17 protein-coding genes and 1 pseudogene are annotated in these 23,773 nt (G+C 53.6%); 11 read left to right on the top strand and 7 right to left on the bottom strand.

The genetic code is table 11. The annotated features are described in order from the left end of the window. Positions 1-137: 137 nt before the first annotated feature. The 5 genes from GOV53_RS04465 to GOV53_RS04445 all read left to right on the top strand — a co-directional run bounded on the left by GOV53_RS04465 (position 138) and on the right by GOV53_RS04445 (position 6,823). A complete protein-coding gene (locus tag GOV53_RS04465; protein ID WP_170464471.1) occupies positions 138-1,052 on the top strand; it encodes a sugar phosphate isomerase/epimerase family protein in 915 nt (304 codons plus the stop codon). After that, positions 1,033-2,442 carry an aldehyde dehydrogenase family protein gene (locus tag GOV53_RS04460; RefSeq protein ID WP_170464470.1) on the top strand — a complete coding sequence of 470 codons (1,410 nt, stop codon included), beginning with the start codon at positions 1,033-1,035 and terminating at the stop codon, positions 2,440-2,442. Before GOV53_RS04465 ends, GOV53_RS04460 begins: the two co-directional genes overlap by 20 nt. Further along, entirely contained in the window at positions 2,442-4,223 is a 1,782-nt protein-coding gene (locus tag GOV53_RS04455; RefSeq protein ID WP_170464469.1) for a thiamine pyrophosphate-binding protein, read from the top strand. The genes GOV53_RS04460 and GOV53_RS04455 overlap by 1 nt, the downstream gene beginning before the upstream one ends. Positions 4,224-4,385: 162 nt before the next feature. Continuing rightward, positions 4,386-5,093, top strand: coding sequence for an IS6 family transposase (locus GOV53_RS04450; RefSeq protein WP_170464468.1), 708 nt, complete (start codon positions 4,386-4,388; stop codon positions 5,091-5,093). A gap of 137 nt (positions 5,094-5,230) precedes the next feature. Beyond that, positions 5,231-6,823, top strand: a complete 1,593-nt coding sequence (locus GOV53_RS04445) for a trypsin-like peptidase domain-containing protein (RefSeq protein WP_170464467.1) — start codon at positions 5,231-5,233, stop codon at positions 6,821-6,823. Here the strand turns inward: GOV53_RS04445 and GOV53_RS04440 are convergent, their stop codons facing one another. Both GOV53_RS04440 and GOV53_RS04435 read right to left on the bottom strand, forming a co-directional pair. After that, positions 6,824-8,440: a hypothetical protein gene (locus tag GOV53_RS04440; protein ID WP_170464466.1), complete on the bottom strand. Its 1,617-nt coding sequence runs from the start codon at positions 8,438-8,440 to the stop codon at positions 6,824-6,826. Positions 8,441-8,483: 43 nt separating this feature from the next. After that, entirely contained in the window at positions 8,484-9,704 is a 1,221-nt protein-coding gene (locus GOV53_RS04435) for an APC family permease (RefSeq protein WP_170464465.1), read from the bottom strand. A 435-nt stretch (positions 9,705-10,139) separates the two neighbouring features. On the opposite strand from GOV53_RS04435, the gene GOV53_RS04430 reads away from it, so the two are divergent. Continuing rightward, on the top strand, positions 10,140-11,744 hold the full coding sequence (locus tag GOV53_RS04430) for a Na/Pi cotransporter family protein (RefSeq protein ID WP_170464533.1): 1,605 nt from the start codon (positions 10,140-10,142) through the stop codon (positions 11,742-11,744). A 160-nt stretch (positions 11,745-11,904) separates the two neighbouring features. Beyond that, entirely contained in the window at positions 11,905-12,312 is a 408-nt protein-coding gene (locus GOV53_RS04425; RefSeq protein ID WP_170464464.1) for a c-type cytochrome, read from the top strand. On the opposite strand, the gene GOV53_RS04420 is transcribed toward GOV53_RS04425, so the two are convergent. After that, on the bottom strand, positions 12,313-13,485 hold the full coding sequence (locus tag GOV53_RS04420) for a cation:proton antiporter (protein WP_170464463.1): 1,173 nt from the start codon (positions 13,483-13,485) through the stop codon (positions 12,313-12,315). It lies immediately after the preceding gene. A 200-nt stretch (positions 13,486-13,685) separates the two neighbouring features. Here GOV53_RS04420 and GOV53_RS04415 point away from each other — a divergent pair, with 200 nt between their 5' ends. The 4 genes and pseudogenes from GOV53_RS04415 (at position 13,686) to GOV53_RS04400 (ending at position 16,253) form a co-directional block, all read left to right on the top strand. Beyond that, positions 13,686-14,135, top strand: coding sequence for a phasin family protein (locus GOV53_RS04415; protein ID WP_170464462.1), 450 nt, complete (start codon positions 13,686-13,688; stop codon positions 14,133-14,135). Between the two features lie 57 nt (positions 14,136-14,192). Further along, entirely contained in the window at positions 14,193-14,600 is a 408-nt protein-coding gene (locus GOV53_RS04410; RefSeq protein ID WP_170464461.1) for a universal stress protein, read from the top strand. A 143-nt stretch (positions 14,601-14,743) separates the two neighbouring features. Beyond that, positions 14,744-15,255 (top strand): annotated as a pseudogene (locus GOV53_RS21585) (DDE-type integrase/transposase/recombinase); the annotation flags it as partial. A 653-nt stretch (positions 15,256-15,908) separates the two neighbouring features. Next, positions 15,909-16,253 (top strand): hypothetical protein, encoded by a 345-nt coding sequence (locus tag GOV53_RS04400; RefSeq protein WP_254439160.1) that lies wholly within the window; start codon positions 15,909-15,911, stop codon positions 16,251-16,253. On the opposite strand, the gene GOV53_RS04395 is transcribed toward GOV53_RS04400, so the two are convergent. From GOV53_RS04395 to GOV53_RS04380, 4 genes are all read right to left on the bottom strand, one after another. Further along, positions 16,180-18,984, bottom strand: a complete 2,805-nt coding sequence (locus tag GOV53_RS04395) for an AsmA family protein (RefSeq protein ID WP_367648749.1) — start codon at positions 18,982-18,984, stop codon at positions 16,180-16,182. The genes GOV53_RS04400 and GOV53_RS04395 overlap by 74 nt on opposite strands. A gap of 131 nt (positions 18,985-19,115) precedes the next feature. Further along, positions 19,116-20,741 carry a L,D-transpeptidase family protein gene (locus GOV53_RS04390; RefSeq protein ID WP_367648748.1) on the bottom strand — a complete coding sequence of 542 codons (1,626 nt, stop codon included), beginning with the start codon at positions 20,739-20,741 and terminating at the stop codon, positions 19,116-19,118. A gap of 449 nt (positions 20,742-21,190) precedes the next feature. Further along, on the bottom strand, positions 21,191-22,150 hold the full coding sequence (locus GOV53_RS04385; protein WP_170464458.1) for a glutaminase: 960 nt from the start codon (positions 22,148-22,150) through the stop codon (positions 21,191-21,193). Next, a complete protein-coding gene (locus GOV53_RS04380) occupies positions 22,125-23,567 on the bottom strand; it encodes an alanine/glycine:cation symporter family protein (protein ID WP_170464457.1) in 1,443 nt (480 codons plus the stop codon). The genes GOV53_RS04385 and GOV53_RS04380 overlap by 26 nt, the downstream gene beginning before the upstream one ends. Positions 23,568-23,773 lie beyond the last annotated feature (206 nt).

Genomic DNA, 23,773 nt, shown 5'->3' with positions numbered 1-23,773 from the left:
GGTTAAGCACGCCCGGGTTGTTGCCCGGGCGTTTTCGTTTCCTACTCAGCATTAAAAGTTGATATTTTTAAAAATATCAGATATTTTTATTTACGTGTGATGAAGGTAAGATTCGCAGACGCATGGAGCTGTCGTTCATGGCGAAACCCGAAGAGGCTGGCGCAAGCCCCTCTCTGTATTCCTTGGCGCATCTGACGCTGATTGGCTGTACGCCGCCCGAGCTGGTCTATATCGCCGCGCGGGCCGGTTACGATGCCGTTAGCCCCCGGTTTATTCCGATGCATGTGCCCGGTGAATTCACTCAATCTCCAATCGACAAGGCACAGGTGCATGCCATCAAAACTGCTCTCTCTACCACTGGCTTGAAAGTCCTCGATGTCGAACTTGCGCGCATCACGGAAGATGTCGATCCGCGCAGTTTTGAACCTTCTCTTGAGATCGGTGGGGAATTGGGCGCTAAACGCATGATCATGAGCGCGTGGACCAACACCCGCGATGATCGTGACTTCCTGATCGACGTCTATTCTGAGACCTGCGAACTGGCGGCTCCGTATGGGCTAACAGTGGACCTTGAGTTTCCAAGCTTCTCCCGCTTGCGCACTCTGGATGAGGCGCTTGATATCGTGCGTGCCTCCGATCAGCCCAACGGCGGTATTCTGATCGATACGCTTTACCTGCACCTCAGCCGCGTGGATTTGGGAGAGTTGCTACACGTCCCCTCGGATCTGTTTCATTTCCTGCATATCTCTGATTGCCTGCCTGGCATCGCGGATACGCGTGAGGGCATGATCCAGTTGGCCCGCGATGCGCGGCTCTATCCCGGCGAAGGCTGGATTGACTTCACCGGCATCATCGAACGGATGCCACCCGTCGACTACTCCATTGAATTACCCAACCAAAGCCGCGTTGCCGAGTTGGGATATGAAGAACACGCGCGTCGCTGTCTCAGCCAAGCCAAGCGAACATTCGGCGAGGCGCGGTCACAGCGCCGTATGCCCGATGCTACAATTCCAAAACACCAAGAGGATCATCATGGGCAAAGAGCTCACTGAAAACGACCGCAACATGGCGGCAGATATGCTGGCACGCGCCCGCGCTGCCATGGCCGAGATCGAGGATTGGGATCAGGACAGGCTGGACCGCCTGTCTCAGGCCATTGCGTGGTACGCAGGGAACGAGAAAACCTTCACCCGGCTGGCCCAGCAAGGCGTGGACGAGAGCGGTATCGGAGATCGCGAAGGCCGCCCAGCGAAGCGCTTCAAGATTCACATGGTGCTGCGAGATGTCTTGCGCACACCCTCGACCGGCATCGTCGAGGTTGATGAGGAAAAAGGTCTGGTGAAATATGCCAAACCTGCTGGCGTCATCGCATCCCTGATCCCAATGACCAACCCTGCGATGACGCCACCGGTGACCGGCGTATCCGCCGCCAACGCCCGGAATGCGGTGATCTTCAGCCCGCACCCGCGAACCGCCCACACCACCTTTGAGATGGTCGAGGTCATGCGCGCAGCCTGCCGTGCCGCCGGTGCCCCCGAAGACCTATTTCAGTCGATCCGCAAACCATCGATACCGTTAACACAGCACCTCATGGAGATTTGTGACCTGACTCTGGCAACGGGTGGCAAGCCGATGGTCAAAGCGGCCTACAGTTCTGGACGCCCGGCCTATGGCGTTGGCGCGGGCAATTCATCCATCGTCATCGATGAAACCGCCGATCTGGACATCGCCGCGCAGAACACTCGCATTTCAAAGACCTCCGACTTTGGGTCGGGCTGCTCGGCCGACGGTAACGTCATCATCCAGCGCTCGGTTTATGACGAGATGATCAAGGCGCTGGAGGCCGAAGGCGGGTACCTGTGTTCGGACGAAGAGAAGGCCATGCTCGAAGCGGCCATGTGGGATGAAAAGGGAAACCGTACGTTTCCAACCATCGCCTGTCCGCCGCAGCAAACGGCCAAGGTCGCCGGTTTTAGCATCCCCGAAGATCGCAAGTTTCTGATGGTTGAAAATCAGGGGCAAATCGGGCCGCAGCACAAGTTCTCCAAGGAGAAACTGACCACGCTGATGGCGCTTTACCACTTCGAAAAGTTCGATGATGCGCTGGAAACGGTCAGCCAGATCTACAACACCGGGGGCAAGGGCCATTCCTGCGGCATCTACAGCCACAATGACGATCACATCGACCGGTTGGCGCGTCTGGCTCCGGTCAGCCGTATGATGGTGCGACAGCCTCAGTCCAAGGCCAATGCGGGTGCCTGGACAAATGGCATGCCTATGACCAGCAGCCTTGGTTGCGGCATCTGGGGCGGCAACATCACCAATGAAAACGTCACTATGAAACACATGATGAACTACACATGGGTCAGCCGTCCGATCCCAGAGGATCGCCCCTCGGAGCCGGACTTGTTCGGTGAGTTCTACGGACAGGAGGTCGCGTGATGGACGCAAGCAAACTCGACGGTAAAACCGTCGCCGAACACATCGTTGATTTCCTCGAACGCCGTGACGTCAAGCATGTGTTCGGGCTTTGTGGCCATACAAACATCGCAGTTCTGGCTGCGCTGGCGGAAAGTCCCATTGATTTCGTCACAGTACGACACGAACAAATCGCCAGCCACGCGGCGGATGCATATGCCCGCGTGACGGGCAAGGCCTCGGTGGTGCTGTCTCATCTCTCCCCGGGGCTGACCAATTGCGCCACCGGGGTCGCCAACGCGGCGCTTGACTGTATCCCGATGGTCGTGATCGCCGGTGACATTCCCACGCATTACTACGGTAAACATCCGCATCAGGAGGTGAACCTGCACGCAGACGCCGCCCAGTGGGAGATCTACCGACCCTTCGTGAAACGTGCATGGCGTGTGGATCGCGCCGACCTGATGGCCGAGATTCTGGAAAAGGCATTCCACCTTGCGGAAAGCGGTCAACCCGGCCCCGTGCTGGTCAATGTGCCGATGGACATCTTCTCCGAGGTGATCCCCTCGGACAGCTTCGACCGTATCCGCGATAACACGCGCGCGCTCAAGAAACCGTCGATTGACGACGAGACAGCGCGAGAAATTGTCGAAGCGTTGGCTAAAGCCGAAAACCCTGTCGCCTATGTCGGCGGCGGTATCCTGTTGGCGCAGGCCAGTGAGGAGTTGCGCGAGTTTGTTGAACATATGGGTCTGCCCGTCGCGCATTCCCTGATGGGTAAGGGCGCATTGCGAGACGACCATCCGCTTGTACTGGGAATGACCGGGTTTTGGGGCACCGAATTGGTCAACCAGTCCTGCCTGAATGCGGACTACATCTTTGCCGTGGGCACTCGGTTCAAAGAGGCTGATTGTTCAAGTTGGTACCCTGGCTACACGTTCAACATTCCCGGATCGAAGGTCATTCATATCGACATTGAGCCGCAGGAGATCGGTCGGAACTATCCCACGGAGATCGGAGTCGTTGCTGACGCCAAGGTCGCTTTACGAGTCCTCAACCGGGTCGCCCGCGAGATGTATCCGGACGGCTTCAAGCGCCCCGTGCTGGAGCAGAAGATCGCTGACTTCCGGACAGACTTCAAAGCACGCAACGAGGAAATGGCGACCTCATCGGCCTTTCCAATGATGCCCGAGCGTATTCTGGCAGACACCCGCAAGGCACTGCCCGAGGATGCCATCATCACTACGGACGTTGGGTGGAACAAGAACGGTGTCGGGCAACAGTTCGACATTTTGACGCCGGGTTCAATCCTGACACCGGGCGGGTTCGCGACGATGGGTTTCGGTCCTCCGGGCGCGATCGGTGCGAAACTGGCGGCACCTGATCGCGTCGTCCTCAGTCTGGTCGGTGATGGTGGCTTCGGTCAAAACCCGTCGATGCTGGCAACCGCGGTCGAGCTTGATCTGGGCATCATCTGGCTGGTTATGAACAACAACGCCTTCGGCACTATCGCGGGCCTTCAAAAGGCGCATTACGGATTGACCTATGGAACCACGTTCCCCGGATCAGCCGCCGCACCCGAAAACGGACCGGGCTATGCCGACATAGCGCGAGCCTACGGCGCGGAAGGTCACAGGCTCAGCGCTGCCGACGAGTTGTTGCCCGCACTGGAAGCAGCAATCGCCAGCGGCAAGCCAACGGTTCTTGACGTCCCTATGATCAACAACCCAACGCCGACAACCGGGCACTGGAACATCCTCGACATCTACTCCCCAGACCGGGATGTTTCTCACGTCGCGACCTGACGATGGTCTTGTCAAAAGAACTTGTCTTGAGGCGGGCAGGGCGGTTGCATAGCTTTTGCCCATGAATAATCCTGCCTCTTTCAAGTATTTCAAAACCAGCCTCGAGGTCTTGTCAGATTAACTTTGCTTGAGCGGGACAGGGCGGTTGCGTAGCTTTTGCCCATGACCAGATCTGCCTCTTTTAAGTATTTCAAGACCAGCCCCGAGATCATCCGCTTGGCGGTGATGCTGTACATCCGTTTCCCTCTCTCCCTTCGGAATGTCGAAGATCTGCTGCACGAGCGAGGTATCGACGTGAGCCACGAAACTGTCCGATATTGGTGGAACAGATTTGGCCCGATGTTTGCTGCTGAGATTAGACGGAAGCGCGTTCAGCAGCTGCGTGCGTTCTCTAAATGGAAGTGGCACGTGGACGAGGTTTTTGTTAAGGTGAATGGCAAGCGGCATTATCTTTGGCGGGCTGTTGATCACGAAGGCGAAGTGTTGGAAGCCGTGGTCACCAAACGTCGAAACAAAGCTGTAGTACTGAAATTCCTCAAGAAATTGATGAAGCGTCACGGAAAGGCGGAAAACGTTGTCACAGATCGCTTCGCCTCATACGGAGCCGCGCTCAGAGAGCTTGGCGCGAACGAAAAACAAAGGACGGGCAGGTGGCTCAACAACCGCGTCGAGAACTCGCACCTGCCGTTTCGACGAAGAGAACGGGCCATTTTACGTTTCAGGCGTATGCGAAGTTTGCAGAAATTTGCCTCCGTCCATTCTTCCGTTTACAACCATTTCAACCAGGAAAGATCGTTAGCCAGTCGAGACACCTTCAAGCTGATCCGCGGGGCCGCTCTTAGCGAGTGGCGCCAACTTTGTTCCGGATAGGTTTGCGATTTCCGCGGCAAACTGAGACTGGTTCGAATTCGTCTGACAGCACCGTTTTTTGTATATGCGCGCGAGGCCATGGGATTGGTGATGCAGCATGGTGAGAATGCCCTCACGCGTTTAGATAGGGAGCCCCAATGCGCAAACCAGAAGTGAGCGACATGACACCCTCAGTTAATGGTGGCGAAGGTGAGGTTCGGGCCTTTCTGGAGAGCCTGACAGGTCCATCACGGGGAAACGTGAACTGGCTTGTCGATAAAGCCCTGACTGTTTCTGTTGATGATGGCAGGGTGCTAAGCCTTCGACCTAAAGATGACCTGCCTCCCCATGTTAACGATATTGCCGCGCTACACTGGGCTGACGACGGTTACACGATAACCGCGTCAGCAGGGCGCAATGTATGGGTAAACGGGCAAAGAGCCTCATCGGCGCTTCTGAGGCATGGCGACATGATCGAGTTCGGCGAAAAGGGCCCAATGTCTCGATACAGGTTGTGCGATCACTCATTTCCCGCGCACCACACAGTCGAAGATATCCTCAGTGACGCATATGCTTACACCCGAACGAGCCGTCGACCTTTCGCCAAAAAGATGTCTGGTGCCCTGTGCGATAGTGGGCGGCGGCTTGCGTCTCAGACCACGATACTTTTCAGGATCACAGTACTTGCAACGCTCCTTTTGATCGCGGGGTTTGGGTATCTTCTTTACCAAAACGACCGGCGCTTGGCGGATAGTATCGAACAGGAGTCCCGCAAGATCGAAGCGGTCGCGGTTATGCTCGCCCAGACGCGAGAAGATGCACTTACGCCTGATGACTTGGCTTCTTTGCGCGACGCTTTTGAGAACCAGGTTCTGTCCACCGAGCAGCGTCTTGGAACCTTGGAACAGCGGGCCGGAGCCCCCACGCGGGTAATTGCTGCCTCGACCCGGTCTGTCGCCTTCCTTCAGGGGGCTTATGGATTGCGCCACGTGGAAAGCGGGAAGATATTGCGGCATGTATTGGGACCGAACGGAGAAAACCTGAAAACCCCATTCGGCCAGCCTTGGATCGAACCAGATGGGACCGGCGAACCTGCAGAATTTCAGTTCACCGGAACAGGGTTTTTAATTGCTGGTGTACCTTTGATGGCCACCAATCGCCATGTTGCGTTGCCGTGGACATCAGGGGATCGAGAGAAGGCGCTGAGAGACGCTGGTCTTGAGCCTGAGATGTTGAGTCTGTTGGCCTATTTGCCTGATCAAACGGAACCAATAGAGGCGCGTTTGGTTCGGTTCAGCGAAGCGGCAGACTTGGCGATTTTAGCAGTTGAGCCAAGCCGCGTTCAGGACCTCGGAATTCCGTTGTCAGGTGCCCCGTCGCGCGTCGGTGAAGAGCTTTTTCTGTTGGGATATCCAACGGGTTTGAAAGCTTTGATTGCGCAGGCCGGTCCGGGCTTTTTAGAGGAACTGGAGGCAGAAGGAACGCTGAACTTTTGGTCGATCGCGTCCCGGCTTTCTACTCAAAGCAAGATTCACCCACTCGCAAGCCGGGGGATCGTTGCACGGACAAGTGAGAGCGCCATCGTTTATGATGCCGAGACCACGACCGGTGGGAGCGGGGGGCCAGCATTGAACCGGCGGGGCGAGGTCGTTGCCATCAATGCTGCGATCCTGCCCGAATTTGGTGGCTCAAACATCGGTGTCCCGGTTTCACATCTCAGAGCGCTGCTGGCAGAGTTCGAAAGCCAGTGACTATTCCCTCGTTCGGAACCGTGAGTTTTGGACAAAGAACACTGTAGCCAGTGGAACGATCACCGAGATCACGGCCACGGAGATCAGCAAGTACCCAAGTTGATTGTAGTTCGCGGTTGACGTGACCTCACCGGTCTCAGGGTTGGTGACAGCGCGTGTGACGACGTATGTCTGGTTGAGGTACTTGGTGCTGAGGCTGCTGGCCGACAATGCCATGTTTGTGAACGATGCCATCACCGCAAAGAAGGTCGCTTTCAACTGAACGGGTGCATTGCGGGCAATCCAAGCCAACATCGGGACCATGGCAATCTGCCCAAGCGGCGATTCAACCGCTGTATCAAGTATGGCAATGAACCTTGCATCGACAACTCCGCCGGTACGCGCGGCTGTCCATTCATGCACGCCGTAGTAGAGGGCGAGGTTGGGCAGGGCCAGAACGCCCGCAGCGATTGTCAGCAATACGACCACATGCGCAATGGAACGGTTGGCCATAAATGGTCTGAGGACGATTAAACCGAGCAACGCCAGCAGCGAAGTTAATAAAGCCAGGATTGCCAGGAACTGTTCATCGAACCCCAGTTCATCGATTTCAAACCAAGTCAGGCCTGGTCCCGGTAGAGGAACGGCACGGAAAACAAAAATGATTGTCGCTGTCCCGATCAAGGCTTTGGCTTGGGCTGGTTCCAGCTCTTTCAGCAGACGCGACATGAGGTACAGGATCACAGCAAGGGAGACCGCAAAAACAGTCTCTTGCGCAAATTCGAATTCGGCCGTTCCTAGCACGATGCTAAGCACAACGAATGCGAGACCGCCGAGCAATATGGACCATTTGACTTCGGTGACTTCATCCGGTTTGTAGGGCGGGTGACCTCGCCTGGCAAGTTGACGCTGGATTAAGCTGTGAAGAACGACTCCACTCACGGACAACACCGGGATGGCCAGAGCTATCAGGTACACCTGGCCATAAAGCGCAAGGCGTTCGGACTTTTGCAGATCTTCGGTTCCAGAGAATATCCAGATGTTTACAGCCGCAACCGCCGCAAACCCGGAAATGATCGAGACTCTGCCCAAGGTTTGCATCGTTGTGTGCTGTGCACGGGTTTCTTCAGGCGTGAACGGTAGGCCGTGCTGGTCAACCTTTGGGACCGCCTCAACCGTCATGGCGTCTGCAACTACGTCCTGAATGGCATAGCCCGAAGGCGCCAACAGCAGCGCGACGACATACCAGTCTTCCAGTGGCATGATGGATGCCATTTGCGCAGGCGCGGTCACAAGCCCATACATTGTAAGCAAAGACAACGTAATTAGGGATGCGCCAAACAAGATCAGCAGGGACTTCCAGCGCCAGAACAGGTCCACGACATGGCCAAGCGGCATTTTGAGGATCCAAGGGATACCGGCCCAAAATGCAAGTCCTGCAACAAAAGAGGCGGATAAATCCAGGTAGTCTTTCAGGAAAAAAGCGCCAACGACCGAGGTCAGGCCGGACACGCCGGCCGCAAAATAGACCATCAATGGCGGCAGATAGGACCATTGCAGCTGCTGAACCAGATCCACAAAGGTTCTATGCCACCAAGCCGAGAGTGTTGATCCTATGGAGGTTTGGTCAGTCGTCATATGCCGTGGTAGCTCGTGGAAGCCTTTGGGTCGTCGTGTTTAGTTACAGAAATCCAGATCCGAAAAGCAATGCGCTGGTGATCACCCCAAGGATCGGTACCACAAGAGGAACGCGGAAGTGCTTGGCAGCCTCGTCCGGCTTCATCTTCAGCAAGATCAGAGAAATGTTGACGAGCACAAAGACGCCCAGAACGATCTGAGACGTGCGCTCTGCCAGAGTGCCAATCGGTATAGTTTGCGTCAGCAGAACGATGATCGCCACGACCAGCAATGTAGCGACAACTGGTGTCTGAGTTGCTTTGGGCACTATCGCCAGAACTTTCGGCAAGTGGTCACGATCAGCTAGTCCGTAGATCACCCGCGAGGCCATGATCATCTGGATCAGTACTCCATTGACTGTCGCCACAATCGCTACTGCGGAAAAGCCCTGTTTGATCACCTCGGGCGCGTTTGAAAACACAAGCGCGAGGGGTGCTGCTGACGTCGAAAGAACATCAATCGGAACGACAAGTAGAACCGTCATTGAGGTTCCTAAATACAATACGGTCGCCAGAACGAGCGTTAGCAAAATCGCCTTAGGGATGGTGCGCACAGGGTCTTTAACCTCTTCCGCGACATTGGCCATGTCCTCGAAGCCAACAAATGCAAAGAAAGCGAGTAGTGATGCCGCGAAAATGCCTCTCCACGCGTCGAGTTCCAGCGGAGGAAGCATCGAACTTATCGCGTATCCCTGCGGATCCTGGATCGACATGCCCCAGCCAATCACAAAGAGAAGACCTGCGATCTCGATGATCGTGATGATAGCCGCAACAAGGACCGACTCTGTGATCCCCCAGAGCGCGATAAGACCCATGATCAAAACAACGCTTATGGTCAAAATAGGGATCGCAAAACCGGTCAAAGCGTGCAGGTATGACGCTGCGCCGATTGCAACGGCAGATGCCGAGATAACGCCCGAGGCTGCCACCGCTAGCCCAACGAAAACCGCCATCCAGTTTTTCCGAAATCCCGCCTCGACATAGGCTGCTTCACCTGCGCTGACAGGAAATCGAGTTGCGAGTTCTGCATACGACAGTGCGGTAAGGGATACGACGAGAGCGGCCACAACAAACGATAACGCCGCAAAGGGTCCAGCAATGCCTGCCGTTGCGCCGACTAAGACGTAAATGCCTGCTCCTACTGTTACCCCAAGTCCATAAAGAGTGAGCAACGGAGTGGTCAGGGCTCGTCTGAGTTTCTGTTCTTTTGGATCAACCGTGTTCATTAGCCTTTTCGCCAACTGCTTCGTCCAGGATGAGCAAGCGGTGTTTGCATTTGGTATTACCCGCGACCGACGACGTGGCCGATTCCGATGATCGAACCCGCGCCGCGCCAAAACTGCTCCACCGTCCGGGCAAAGTGTTTGCCTACAAGTTATGAGGGGCTCGCCATCTTTCCTGCCGAGCCCCCGGGTGGAACTTCCACGCCTTCAGAATTCCGTTCACCTTCTTGTTTGCTTGGGGACAAGTCGGTGAACGTTGATCACGCTGAAACATTCGTATTTCACTATGTGAATCTTGCTGGCGCTTTGATCTATGTCAATCAACACCTCACGCCGGGTCTGCGAGGCTAAACATGAGCTGCCGTCGGTTGTTCGCGGCTTTGAAGACCATGCCGGAGTGCCACGCAGCGTCGGACCTGGCGTGGCAAGTTGTTTGTGATGTTTTGGAACCTGTTACCAGCTTTTGGCGGCATCGGCCTCTTCCTTGTTGGAATGCTGTTGATGACGGACGGGCTGAAGGCTTTGGCCGGTGCGCGGCTGCGCGATATTTTGAGCCGCTTTACGAAAACGCCGTTTACAGGGGCGGTAACAGGCGCTGTCACAACGGCTGCGATCCAGTCTTCCAGCGCAACTACCGTTGCAGCTGTCGGGTTCGTCGCGTCTGGTCTGCTCACATTTCCCCAAGCGCTTGGGATCATCTTTGGGGCCAATATCGGAACGACCATGACCGGTTGGCTCGTGGCGCTCTTAGGGTTCAAGCTGGACCTAGGGCAAGTGATGTTACCTGTTGTTTTTATTGGGGCTTTGTTGGCACTTTCGGGAAGAAAGACGGTTTCTGGCCTTGGGCTGGCATTGGCCGGGTTCAGTTTGATTTTCATTGGGATCGAGCAACTCAAGTCCGGGCTTGACGCTTTTCGCGGCGTCGTTACTCCTGCCGATTTTCCGCCAGATACACTGCTCGGCAGGCTGAAGCTTGTACTAATCGGTGTTCTTATCACGATGGTGACGCAGTCTTCGAGCGCTGGCGTCGCGACAGCATTGGCTGCGTTAAGCGCTGGTGCTGTGAACTTCCCTCAAGCGGCGGCGCTTGTCATTGGAATGGACGTGGGGACAACTTTCACCGCTTTCCTGGCCACCTTTGGTGGGGGCACGATGGCTCGTCGCACCGGTTTTGCTCATGTGATCTACAACGTGATGACGGGACTAATTGCATTTTTCCTGCTGGGGCCGTTTACTTCGGTCTTTGAAAGCGGGTCGGGGGCAGGAAATTCTCTGACTGCGCTTGTCGCATTCCATAGTTTCTTCAACGCCATAGGCGTAGCGTTGATTTTGCCTTTCGCCAAACCCTTTGCCAGATTTGTCGAAGCACTCGTACCTGACCGAGGTGCCGAGTTAACGAGATCTCTGGATCCTCTTGTCCTTGGGATACCTGAAATAGCCGTGGATGCGGCAAATGCTGCAGTCGAAAGAATTGTAAGGGCCGAAGTGGCGCACCTTCGGTCATGTATGGGGGCATCTCAACCAAACAGAACCGACTATGGGCGGGACAATATTGAGACCGCTGTCTCCGAAGCGCGCTCGTATTTAGATAAGATAGAACTGTCCAGCAGGTCCGACGCAGAGTTATCCAGTATCAAGGGTATGTACCATATCCTCGATCATCTTGATCGGTTGCTTTACCGGTGTAGCCAAGATGATCGGATTAGCGAGTTGCCGAAGGACCCGCGTTTGAAGCGGCTTGCCTCGGTGGTGATTGCAGCTACTGACGGTTACTTGAAAATCGACGATCCCGAGAAATGTGAAAGCACGCTGAACCGTCTTCGCCGTTTTATGCGACGTCAGAGGAAACTCCGCAGAGATTTGCTCATTTCCGACGCTGCAACTGATAGTCTACCGGACGAAGTTGTTTGGGCTCGGCTGGATGCTCTCAGATGGTTGCATCGCGTGTCTTATCACCTTTGGCGAATTCGCTGGCATTTGAACGCATTGGAAGGAGTGCCTTCTGGGCACAAGGGTAATGAGGTTAGTGACGAGGTGGCGTAGCTGTAAACCGACCGGGACTAGACTTGGTGCGCTTACAAAAGCTTCTCGATCGAAACGCCAATCTTCGTGCTGGAACGTGCAACATGAGCAAGATCAAAGAAGTTTCCTGAAGATACCGTTTGATAAGAACTTCATCCGGGGCAGCGAATTGGAGGAGCATATGCAGATTGTTCGCGGGGTTTTACTGGCACTCTTCACCACGGGACCTGCACTAGCACAGGACATTAGCGTCGATGAGGGGCGTGATTTGTACCGGACGTATTGCTGGCAATGTCACGGTTTCGAAGCGACCGGAGACGGGCCAATGGCCGAAATGCTGGCCATTCGAACACCCGATCTCACCAAGTTGGCGGGCGGAAACGACGGTGTATTTCCGACAGATCGCATAGCTGAACAGATCGATGGTCGTTCACAATTGCTCGCCCATGGTGGCGAAATGCCAATCTTTGGCGCAGTCTTTGAGACTGACCAACAAATCGCGGTGGCTTTGCCCAATGGGCAACCAATGATGGTAGGCTTGCCGTTGGCGAATTTGCTCGCCTTTCTGGAATCGATCCAGGCAGATTAGTCACTGACTAATCTGCTGGTCCGTATCAGCCGTGCGTCTGATTGACATGAGAGTCAGGGGAGGCCCCAACACTTCGAAGGCCACTGTGCTTGCCAACGTAAAGGCCATGATGGACGCGGCCCAGTTTGGAAACTGCTCTCCGGCAACAAGAGCCATACCGACCGCGACACCAGCCTGCGGCAGCAAGGCGGGCCCGTACCAATGGGCCTGACGGCGGGGTAGGCCTCCTAGTCTCGCCCCGCAATAGCCCCCCACAAGACGTGCTATGGTGCGCAGGATCAGGAAAAGGGCACCGGCCCAACCCATCAAGCCAAAGGCCTCAATATCCAACGTTGCACCAGCCAGCAGGAAGAACAGGATCATGAATGGCCACTGGATGTGCTCTATCTCGTGAAACGCGCGTTCGTGATGTCGGGCAAGGTTACCGATCACCGCGCCGACAACCATGCCTGCTACGAGGAATGAAACCTCCAGCCATAGCGCGAGGCCCGCTGTAAGAAAGACGATGCCCACTGCTTCTGCCTGCATTGGCTCCCCTGGTTTCAAACGGCCGGTCAGGTAAGCGGACGGAACGCCCAAGGTGACACCCAAAACAATGGCGCCCCCGAAATCCCACATCGCTGCGGCGGTGACGGTGGCCCAACCGTCTGTATGGCCAGCCAGAACCAAGGCGATGCTGAAAACGATCAGACCCCAAGCGTCATCTATTGCGACTACGCCCTTTAACGTCTCGGTAAAGCTGTTGGAAACTCCGGACTGTTTGATCACATCGGTCATTGCGGCCGGAGCCGTAGCTGTGGCAATTGCCGCCAACACCAATGCCAATCCAAACGGCATACCAATTGCGGTCAATCCAGCAGACACAATAGCAAGGGTTGCAATCACTATTGAAATCGAAATCGTCAGAATGGCTCGGCCATGCCGAACCAGGTTCTCGCGCGTCAAAGATCCTCCAAGAAGGAACGCGACCATCGTCAAGGCCACAATGGATACTTCGTCGAACCACATTGCAACGTCGAGTGGTATCAACCCCATTCCGGCGTTCCCGGCGATCAGACCGAGAAAAAGTAAGGTTGTAACACGAGGAAGATGTGTGGCCCGGCCAAGCTGATCAGCCGCCAATCCGGCAAGAAAGAGGACACCAAGCGTGATCAGAAAGCTGGCAACGTGCATAGAAAACCAAGCGTTAAGTTCTTGTCTGAACTACTCTAACTCCAACCAAGCTTGCTAGGAACCGATGTCGGAGCGAATGCAAGAGCGCTGTCGCAGCTCAAGGCGAGGATCCCAAAAAATAAGTATATTGATCTGTATTAAGGCGAAAGCGCGCTGCAGGTGGCACAATAACTCATTTAGGGAATGAGGAGGAATTTTCGATGCCGACAAAGAAATCTAACTCAAACTACCCGGCTTCGCTTGTGGATGTTTTTAAGCAAATGCAGCCGCCCATGTCTGGCAATCCGGCTTTCGGCGCTCAGATCGAACAGTTTTGGGACGCACAAGAAAAAATGCTCGAAGAAACAGAGGCCTTTGCGCAGCATTGGTTCGAACGGCGTCATGAGGCGGTCCGGACGGCCCTAAAAGCCGCACGCAATGTGTCTTCCGCGAACCCGTCCGATCCATCTAAAGCCCTTCAGAGCATGGCGGATTGGCAGCGCCATTCAGCGGAGCGGTTGGTCGCTGACGCTCAGGAATGGTTCGAAACGGTGGCGCGCTGCGCAGCGTATGTGGCTGAAACCGAAGCCGAAGCCGTTGAGAAAACGGTTGATGACGTCACAGCCGCTACAAAGAGCGCAGTCAAGTCTGCAAAGTCTGAGCCTGTGTAGGTTTTCTTCTGCCGAAAAACAAAACTGAAAACATCGGAGCAGTAGACAGGAGGTCAAATGTACAAGAATATCCTGATCCCGGTTGCTCTGGACCAAGACCACGACACTCAAGCGTCCTTCGAGGCCGCACGCCATTTGGCCGATGCGGACGCTGTTTTTACCGTCATACACGTTCAAGAGCCTATTCCGGCGTATGTAGGGTCTCAGATTCCAAGCGAAGTGCTAGAAAACACGCGGCATGAGATTTTGGAAAACCTGCGTCAGACTGCCTCTGAAATTCCAGGCGCGACGGCGCGACTCATCTCTGGGCACGCTGGCAGGGCCATTGTTGACTTTGCTAATGAGAGCGACGCGGATTGCATCGTCTTGGCTTCGCACAAGCCTGGTTTCGAGGATATATTCCTAGGTTCCACTGCAAACAGAGTTGTGCATCACGCCAGGTGTTCGGTTCACGTAATTCGCTGAACCAAAGCTTGCGATGCGCGACCTTTAGGGGTCTTGTTAGAAGAACCTTGCTCGAGCGGGGTCGGGCGGTTGCGTAGCTTTTGCCCGTGGCCAGATCTGACTCTTTCTAATACTCCACAACTAGCGCCGAGATCATTCGTCTTATGGCGGTGCTGTACATCCGATTCCCGCTCTCGCTTTGGAATGCCGAAGATCTGCTGGACCAGCGAGACATCGACCTGAGCCACGAAACTGTCCGATATTGGTAGAACAGGTTCGGCCCGATGTTTGCTACTGCGATCGGATGGAAGCGTTTTCAGCACCTGCGCGAGTTCTCCAAATGGAAGTGGCACGTAGACGAGGTTTTCGTGAAAGTGAGTGGCTAGCGGAGCAATCTATGGCGGGCCGCTGATCATGAAGGTGAGGTGCTTGAAGCCGCGCTTGCCAAAAGTCGAACCAAGCTGAGATATTGAAATTAATCAGGAAATTCATGAAGAGGTACAGCGCATCGAACGAGTTGGTCACGGATAGAATCGTATCATATCGGGCGGCACACGGAGAACTCGGTGTTACGAAAAAGCGAAAGGCGGGCAGGTGGCTCAACAGACGTATCGAGAATTCGCACCTGTCGTTCCGACGAACAAAACGCGCCATACAGCGTTTCAGGGGTACGCGAATGGGCGGAGGAGATAGAAAGGTTCCAATATTGAAGTTTTCGTTGTTGAAGACCGTTCCGCCATCAGGATCCCCATCACCATTTGTATCCGGGTCCAGACGAGATCTTGCAGTTATCGGATCAACTGAATTGCCGTCGGTGTCAATGGAGATCTCATCAATTGAGAAAGCCAAAATACCGCTTATGCTTGAACCAAATTCCGGGTCGTCCAGCATGATCCTTATCTTCTCTTCCGCGGAATATTTTTGTAGATCTGCTTGGTTCCGGGTTTTTTCTCATCTCCACTCCTTGGCGGTTACGATGAGCCAGAAACCCTTTCTTATCAAATCGACTAAAACTGTCCCATTGGTGCTGACGTCAGACACTATCTGCAGGAAGCAGACTTCACGGTTGCGCTCCGACGACATGTGTCCTGGTGAAGCTTCTTCTGTATCGTTTGATTGATCTTCTTTGATCGGTAGGATGGTTAAATCTTCAAAACTAATCAGGGGTTAAAAATGTACAGGTATGTGCTCACAATACTGGCTTTGTGTTGTGCAAGCTTACTTCATGCCTCCGGTATGGAGCGGTGGGGCGAATCCGGGGACTGGACAATCCTGATTGACCCTGAAAAGGGCAACGGCTGTCTAGCTTGGAGGTCCTTTGAAAATGAAATGACCGTTGAAATTGGCGCGGCGCCCAATCAGGCAGGTGGTTTTTTTGCCGCCTACAATCCGGCCTGGGTACTGATCGAGGATGGGGCGACCGGGGTCGTACAGTTCGATTTTGGTGATGCTAAGTTTGAAGGCGAAGCGGTGGGTGTCTTCAAGAATGGCGTGCCTGGTGGTTACGCCTTTTTCGACAACCCGGCATTTGTAACCGAGTTTGGAAAACGCCAAAGTGTCACGATTATTGGCGAAAGCGGGGCTGAGGTTGAACTAGATCTCAGCGGGTCTGCAAAAGCAATCGAAGCGGTTCTGGCGTGTCAGGCCGAACAGCCGGAACCATTGAAGAACTAGGTGCGTCCGATTGCTGCAATTGATTGATGTCTGGCACGCAGGTTTGCCTGTCGGCAGGCATAGCATCAGCGCCTTCAGGGGCCTTGTTTCTGGACCCGCCCACATCAAGCTTGAACTTTGGCGACGAAAGCTGGCCAGTCACATCAAAGGGCCAGGCGCTTCGGGATAGGGGTTTGCCAACGCGCCGCGGCTCCGCTCTTATTGCTATCGTATCATTCAGCCAATCCACTTGCCCCCTTGCAACCAATTGAACCGATCCTGTTTCTATTACGATGGAATTTGAACTGACTTGTCCGGCCTGGATATCAACCGGGGCAACGACGCAAGTTATGTCGGTGTAGCCTTTTCTGAACTCCTCTGAAAACAGCCACGGGAAAATGCCCAGCCCCGCCAGTTCCAATAAGCTGGTGCTGATATAGCCCTGCGACATCGACAAAGACGCGTTGCCGCGCATTGAGTTGATGAAGGCCTTGCCCGAGGCAGTATTGCCAGAAACGTTGAACTCACCGCTCAAACGGCCATAGGCATCAATTCCAATTCCCAATTCATCAAGGATTTCACCAAATTCCCATCCTGAGGTCGATCCTGACAATGAAAGCCAATCAGGAGAGTCAATCAGGTCCATGACCGCCCGCAGGCTGAAGTTTCCGCCGCCATAAGACATCTGAAGAGGTCCGAAATCCACGGTTCCTTCTTTGGCAGACATTTGGCTGGAAACAGATGTTACGCCTTGTTGGCCTAAAATCTCTTTGAATTCGATTTGTACCTCGACGTCAGCTTCTCTTAGCACGCGTTGCACATCCAGAAGATCGGCAGGTTTCCCTTTTTCCTTTGGCAACACCAGGGGCTGGACATCTGTCTCCTTCGGCAAAACCAAGGGCTGAACTTCGGCGTCAGGTTCTTTTGAGGCCTCGCCTACCAGGCTTTTCAGTTGGTCAAGCACAGCAGTCAGGTTCTTCAGGTCATTGAGATCGAGCTTTTCGCTCGTGATGTTGCCCCGAACGACCGGTGCACCTTCGGGGAACTTTGCATCCAAAGCCGCCAAAAGATGCGAAGACCCGGCCTCGAACTGGATTGCGGCATCAAAATCCTCGCCCCGCCTGGAGGTTTCAACATCGATAGCTAGTGCTCCGATTTCGACAGGTTGCAAGTTGAGCGCGTTCAGAAACTCGGCGCTGTCGTCGACATCCAGTTCTACGTCGAAATCGAGACCGGCCAGCCCTTTTAGCTCGTTGACAGATAGTGCAAGATCGAGCGCCCAGAGATCTGTGCCGTAGGTGGTCGCGTTAAACCTGTTGAGTGAAACCGGGCCGCCCGCATTTGATATGTTGAAGTCGGCTTTAACGCCGCCGAATTGGTCAACATAGTCTTCATCGAGGTTGGGCAAAATCAACTTGGCGGGCCCGTTTAGCTCCCCATCGAAAGTTACGTCCTGAAGCTGAAGCAGATCGAGGATTTCACCTTCGGCCTTCAGGACAGGCTCTTCAATTGGACCGGCTTGCAAAGCAATGCCAAGCATGGCAAGGCGGCTGTCCGGCATGCGGCGAATGCTATCGATTGAGGCTGGCCCTATCACGTCCAGCCCTTGGTCGAATGCATTTGTTTGAAAAAGTAGCTTCTCGAATTCGAAGGAAGCCAGGGATCCAACCATATGCATTTCAAAGCCGGTGAATTTCAGCTCTTGGATACTTTTTGCTGCTGGCGGCGGCTGTCCTTCGGGATGAAGCCGCGCATTGAAAAGCAGATCGACGCCCTGAGCGGTGTAGAGGTCATCTATTGAACCCTCAGCTTCAAGTTTCTGCCCTCCCTCCAAGCTTACGGTGGTTGTAAACGCTTCGATTTTTAGGGCGTCTTGGGACACGAGTTCAGCTTGCAACTGGCCATTGCCTTCCAAAACACGTTCCAATCCAATGACATCCAGAAAATCACCGAATTCTCCGGTGTCCATCTCCAAAACAGCTCGATAGCCACCACCTTCGTCTTCCGTGAAGGGTTCGCCATCATAGCTCACGGTCATTTCTCCAAAACTGGCCCGCGTCGTAAATGGCGCGGCGCGAGGGTAGTCGCCATCGATTTTGAAACCCTGACCGTTGACGGAGCCGGAACCAAAGACCTTTGTTCGTTGCCCATTGTCGACTAGTGCGAGCGCGAGTGACTGGAGGTCAAATACAAACGAGAAGCCCGAGACCTTGTCGTCGATTTTTAACCCGATAGACGTGAAACTGACGTTCTTGTCGCTCAGAAAGTTCAGGATCCCACTGCCTTCAGTGTCGCTTTCATTGATCCTATCAGCACTAGCGACGTCTGATTGATCATCCGCTGATACAGTTTCCTCGGACACCGGCTTGGGTGTTGGCCTGTTTTTTCGCCAGCTTGTTGTGCCGTCTTCGGCCGTCAGAATATTCGCTTGGAGGCCTTCCACTACCAGATTGTCAAAATGCAGACGTCCATTGGTCAACGCGGCAATGTCCAACTCCAGTTCCAGCAGGTTCAATTCTACAAGTGGTGACTCCGGCATTGTCTGGCTCGGGATGACCACCCCGCCGACGTAAATGTGACTAATGCGTCCAAGCGCGACGCTTACATCATCGTTAATCAGTAAAGGTCGGCCGATTTGTTTCGAAAGAACTTGTTCAACAAGATCGCGCCGCATGTCCGAGAACGCTGGAGCAGCAAGCAACAACCAGACAAAAGCGATTGCTGCAAGTGCGAGAAATGCGACGATCCCCACTATCCTAACTAGCCAAACCCTCATGCGCTCCCCTGTCGCCGCTCATACCGTTTTGCTTTTCCACCAATTGGATTCACCAGTCCTCCCGTTTAGCACGCTTGGAATTGCGCATTTCTTTGAAGATGACGTTTTCATCGGTCCAAGGCAGCAAGAATTCGAGCATCTCGTTCGTATGGGTCTTCACGGAAATGAACGACCCCATCTTCGACCCACGCAGTCCAATAGGTCAAAAGGACCGGCATGGGCTCAGGTAGGTTTACGCGCGTTGTCTTCCCGCTATCCAGAATGGATTGCATTTTTTGCCGGCTCCAGTTGGGCTCTCCTTCCATCAGAAGGCTGGCAAATTCGAACGGATATTCAACACGAACGCAGCCGGAACTTAGGTTCCGCTCATTTCTGTCGAAAAGACTGCGGTCGTTGGTATCATGTAAGTAAACTGCGTATTTATTGGGAAACATGAATTTGACCAAACCTAAGGCATTTTCTGGACCCGGCTGCTGTACCAAAGTGACAGCGGGGTTCTCTGCGCCCCAGTTCACAGCGTTGGCGGGAATTGTCTGTCCGTCTTTGTTCCGAACCACGTAATTGTTACGAGCAAGATAGGCTGGATCCTTGCGGATGCGCGAAAGCTTGTCCTTCCGAAAAATCGAGGCGGGAACCGTCCAAGTCGGATTGAATTCCATGTATTCAATTTCATCTAGGAACACTGGGGTTTTTCGGTAGGCTGATCCTGTGATCGACCGAGTGGTCCAAACCGTCCTATCGGACGTGACCAAGTAAGTACGGGCTCCGGCAATGTTTACTAGAACGAATTCTTCGTCGATTTCCCGCATGAGCCAGCGGCCTCGCTCCAGGCTCAGGCGCAACTTATTTATGCGATCTTCGACAGGTTTGTTGAGAGACGCAAAAGTCTTACCACCAACGACGCCATCTGCCTCCAAGCCGTGACGATTTTGGAAAGTTTTGACCAAATCAACCAAGTTGTCGTCGTAAACCCAAGCTGGATTTATGCCCTCTTGGCTAGTTTCTACAAATTCATTTGTTCCATCGTAGCCTTCTGCCGCCAGCCTTTTGCGCAGTTCAGCGACGGCAGGATCCACCATTTCCGGCTTCAGAACCGTTTCTTCGGAGATTTTGTTCCAGCCTCCCGTTGATGCGATAGCTCTGTATTTGCTTAATGCATCGACGAGCATCGCATATTGCGCGTTGTCGATATCGATGCGTTCAATTAAAGCGCTGAAGCCTTCACCTTGAAGAAATTGACTCAATACAATGGAAGGGTCTTGTTTTATTACTGGCTTGGAGAAATTCCAATCGTCGTCCAGCGCATTTGGGTCGACTTTTCCAAACACCAAATGATGTAAGAGTTTTATTGCCGCGTCAGTCGCCAGAATATCGAACAAAGCTCGATTCGAGGCATCGCCAACCAGTGAGGCTTTGAATGCGGACCTAAGCTCTTCTAGCTTGAAATCTCTTGGCGTGAAACCCTGATCAATTGCCCCATCCAACTCCTTAAAAAGCTCATCAACCAATTCAACACTTGTCCAAGCTGGCGAATATTCCCTGACCTCATAGAAACGAGGCGCGAGGTTTTCTGCATCCAAACTATTACTGTTAGACAGTGCATTACGTGCATTCGTTTTGGTTCGTAGCAACGCTTCAATCTGTTCCGAGACTGGGTCTGCTGCGCCTAAGTTGGGGTATATCGTCAGAATTGCAGCCAGCGTAGTTGCAACTGCTGATTTAAGGCCTTTCACCATCCACTCCAACACCTACAATCTATATGTTGGTTCTGCATTAATTTATACCCCATCATTATGTATAATCAAATCGAAATTTATTGCTCTAAAGTTTTGCTCGCGCCGCGTGGGCGACGCGGGTCTCACTAAATGACCGCTCTGAGCCAAAAGCGGCCTTTCGGTTTTTGACAGGACGCCCCGCTTACGGAAGTCACCTCACCTGATGCCCGTTTCAACAATTCCTATTCCATGGGTAAGCACTACCGCCGGCCACAAATCCTAGCCGCTCAAACGTGGCGTATTTCGCTCCAAAGTTTGGTTTGGGCAATCGCCTTGCAAAACTATTCAGCCAATAAACACTGTAGATTGAACCGGGAAATAAGGAGACACGTTTCGCTGTTCAGGCGTTACCCGTCAGTCATCGAAGCGGAAATCATTTCGTTTTAACGCAGTTCACGCAATCCCGGTTACGTACTTGGCCCGAAGATAGACCATCCTGTGGCACGAACTAACTCCTGAAATGCGATGGATGCCAAATGGGAATTGCCCTTTTGGTCGAGCCCGGGGCTCCAGGCGACTACAGATGCGATACCAGGAACAATGCACAAGATTCCGCCACCAACACCGCTTTTCGCTGGAAGGCCAACACGGAAGGCGAACTCACCCGAGGCATCGTAAGAACCGCACATCATCATCAGTGCGGTTACTCTTCTGGCTCGCTGTGCGGACAATACTGTGGCACCGGTGGCCGGATTTTGACCCGCTGCGGCGAGAAAGCGGCCCGCCAATGCTAACTGTTCACAAGACATGGCTATGCTACACTGGCGAAAGTACAGAGACAAAACATCCTCTACCGGTGCGTTAAGATTACCTTCCGCCTGCATAAAATGCGCAAGAGCGCGGTTTCTGGACCCAGTTCGCATCTCAGACTCTGCAACTGACGCATCGACCTCGATCGAGTTGTCGTCCGAAAGTTCTCGGCACAATGCCAAAAGGTCGTTGACTGCTTCATCAGAAGAACGGTCTTCGAGCAAAACATCTGCCACTATGATCGCACCCGGGTTGATAAACGGGTTCCTTGGGATTCCGCGTTCGTGTTCAAGCTGTACGATTGAATTGAATGGATCGCCGGAAGGTTCCCGGCCGACTCTTTGCCACAAAGAGGCACCAACCTGTTGCAGCGCCAATGTGAGCGAGAACACTTTTGAGATGCTCTGAATTGAGAATAGAGTTCCCGCGTCCCCAGCGGAAATTAGTGGGCCGTCGATTGGTGCAATGGCAATACCGAATTGGTTCAGATCAACTGTGGCGAGTTCTGGAATGTATTGCGCCACTTTCCCCCTTTCGGACATGCCGGCAATGCGATCTGCGATATCGTCCAAGACTTCCTGAAGCCTCTCGCTATCGGTGGTTTTGAGTATCGGCATGGATCTCCTCCGTCCAGACAGTGTGATCTACGCCCTTGCTAAGTTCGGGAAATTTGCTGGCGACAAAGCGAGGTTCAAGGTTCTGTCGGCGTTGCGAAAGATAATCCACCGTCAATTTGTATACGGTGCCAGACAGGAGCACTATTGCCACCAAATTGATGGTTGCCATTATTCCCATGGCCGCATCCGCGAAATTGAACACTGTGGCAACAGCTTGCACAGCGCCCCAAACAACCATTGCAAGGCAGCCCAATCGCAAGATGTAAATCGGCAGTTTGCCTTCCAACTTTAGGAACGTCATTGCGTTCTCGGCATATGAGTAATTGCCCAGTATGGATGTGAAGCCAAAAAAGACGATGGCAACCGCTATGAAGTGGCGACCGATTTCGCCGAGATGGACCGCCGCCGCGTCTTGAGTCAGTCGCATACCAGTAGGTCCATCAATTTCGATTGCGCCCGACAAAAGAATTAGCAATGCAGTTGCGGTAGCGACCAAAATCGTATCCACAAAACACCCAAATGCCTGAACGAAACCTTGGCTGGAAGGGTGGTGGGGCTCAGGTGTGGCAACCGCTGCAATGTTCGGTGCCGAGCCCATGCCCGCTTCGTTGGAGAAAAGCCCTCTTTTTATGCCGTTAAGGGCAGCAGCCATGACGCCTCCTGTCACGCCTCCGGCAGCTTCTTGAAGGCCAAATGCCCCTGCAACAATCGACCACAACATAGCGGGTACTTCGGAAATGTTCAGGACTACCACAACACAGGCAAGCAACAGGTAGAGACCCGCCATGAGCGGTACAACAATCTCAGCGAACTTTGCGATGGTTCTAATTCCACCGAATATGACCACCGCTGCGGCTGCGGCCAGCGCTATGCCAACGATCAATTTGTTCAACCCGAACGCGCCCTCGAAAGCTTCGGCGATCGAGTTGGATTGGACCGCGACAAAAACCAAACCAAAGCTGACTATCAGGCAGATCGAAAAAATGACTCCGGCCCAAGGAGCATTCAAGGCGTTGGCCATATAGAACGCTGGGCCTCCTCTGAACCTGCCGTTGGACGATGTGACTTTATAGAGTTGGGCCAAAGTACTTTCAGAATAAGCCGTGGCCATTCCAACCAATGCTACGATCCACATCCAAAAGATGGCACCCGGACCTCCTAGAGTCAGGGCGACAGCTACGCCGGCCAGGTTTCCAGTGCCGACACGTGAAGCCAAACTTACTGTCAGCGCTTGAAACGGAGTAATACCTCTTTTGTCCGTACTCTTCGAAGACGTGAGTACGCGCACCATTTCCCCAAAATGAAGAAACTGAAGTGCGCCAAGTCGAATTGTGAAAAAGATACCGGTTCCGAGAAGTCCGTAGATTAATACGTAGTTCCAAAGGACCGTGTTTATGCCATTAACCAATACTTCCATAGCGAGCCTCTTGATAATTCAAGCACTTCCCGGAGGACAAAAACAGTCTGCCTAGTTTTTCATCATGCACGAAGATGCGAAAATTGTCAGGGATAGATCACCCAAAAGGTTCTTCAATACCGATCCCAAGGTAGCTCTTTTGGAAGTGAATCCTGAACGTCCGGTTCCTTTTGCCGCTCCGAAACGCGTACCACTTTTTACACAGC

This window comes from Ruegeria arenilitoris (assembly GCF_013035315.1).
Taxonomy (GTDB): Bacteria; Pseudomonadota; Alphaproteobacteria; order Rhodobacterales; family Rhodobacteraceae; genus Ruegeria; species Ruegeria arenilitoris_D.
Note: the sequence above shows the minus strand (reverse complement) of the source record. Positions and strands in the feature narration are given on the sequence as shown.

Excerpts from the sequence above, each read along its gene's own strand:
- GOV53_RS04420 (WP_170464463.1), bottom strand. The coding sequence starts at position 13,485 with ATGCACGTTGCCAGCTTTCTGATCACGCTTGGTGTCCTCTTTCTTGCC.
- GOV53_RS04440 (WP_170464466.1), bottom strand. The coding sequence starts at position 8,440 with ATGACGACTGACCAAACCTCCATAGGATCAACACTCTCGGCTTGGTGG.
- GOV53_RS04400 (WP_254439160.1), top strand. The coding sequence starts at position 15,909 with ATGACCGTTGAAATTGGCGCGGCGCCCAATCAGGCAGGTGGTTTTTTT.
- GOV53_RS04410 (WP_170464461.1), top strand. The coding sequence starts at position 14,193 with ATGTACAAGAATATCCTGATCCCGGTTGCTCTGGACCAAGACCACGAC.
- GOV53_RS04380 (WP_170464457.1), bottom strand. The coding sequence starts at position 23,567 with ATGGAAGTATTGGTTAATGGCATAAACACGGTCCTTTGGAACTACGTA.
- GOV53_RS04430 (WP_170464533.1), top strand. The coding sequence starts at position 10,140 with ATGTTTTGGAACCTGTTACCAGCTTTTGGCGGCATCGGCCTCTTCCTT.
- GOV53_RS04415 (WP_170464462.1), top strand. The coding sequence starts at position 13,686 with ATGCCGACAAAGAAATCTAACTCAAACTACCCGGCTTCGCTTGTGGAT.
- GOV53_RS04455 (WP_170464469.1), top strand. The coding sequence starts at position 2,442 with ATGGACGCAAGCAAACTCGACGGTAAAACCGTCGCCGAACACATCGTT.
- GOV53_RS04450 (WP_170464468.1), top strand. The coding sequence starts at position 4,386 with ATGACCAGATCTGCCTCTTTTAAGTATTTCAAGACCAGCCCCGAGATC.
- GOV53_RS04465 (WP_170464471.1), top strand. The coding sequence starts at position 138 with ATGGCGAAACCCGAAGAGGCTGGCGCAAGCCCCTCTCTGTATTCCTTG.
- GOV53_RS04460 (WP_170464470.1), top strand. The coding sequence starts at position 1,033 with ATGGGCAAAGAGCTCACTGAAAACGACCGCAACATGGCGGCAGATATG.
- GOV53_RS04425 (WP_170464464.1), top strand. The coding sequence starts at position 11,905 with ATGCAGATTGTTCGCGGGGTTTTACTGGCACTCTTCACCACGGGACCT.
- GOV53_RS04385 (WP_170464458.1), bottom strand. The coding sequence starts at position 22,150 with ATGCCGATACTCAAAACCACCGATAGCGAGAGGCTTCAGGAAGTCTTG.
- GOV53_RS04435 (WP_170464465.1), bottom strand. The coding sequence starts at position 9,704 with ATGAACACGGTTGATCCAAAAGAACAGAAACTCAGACGAGCCCTGACC.
- GOV53_RS04445 (WP_170464467.1), top strand. The coding sequence starts at position 5,231 with ATGCGCAAACCAGAAGTGAGCGACATGACACCCTCAGTTAATGGTGGC.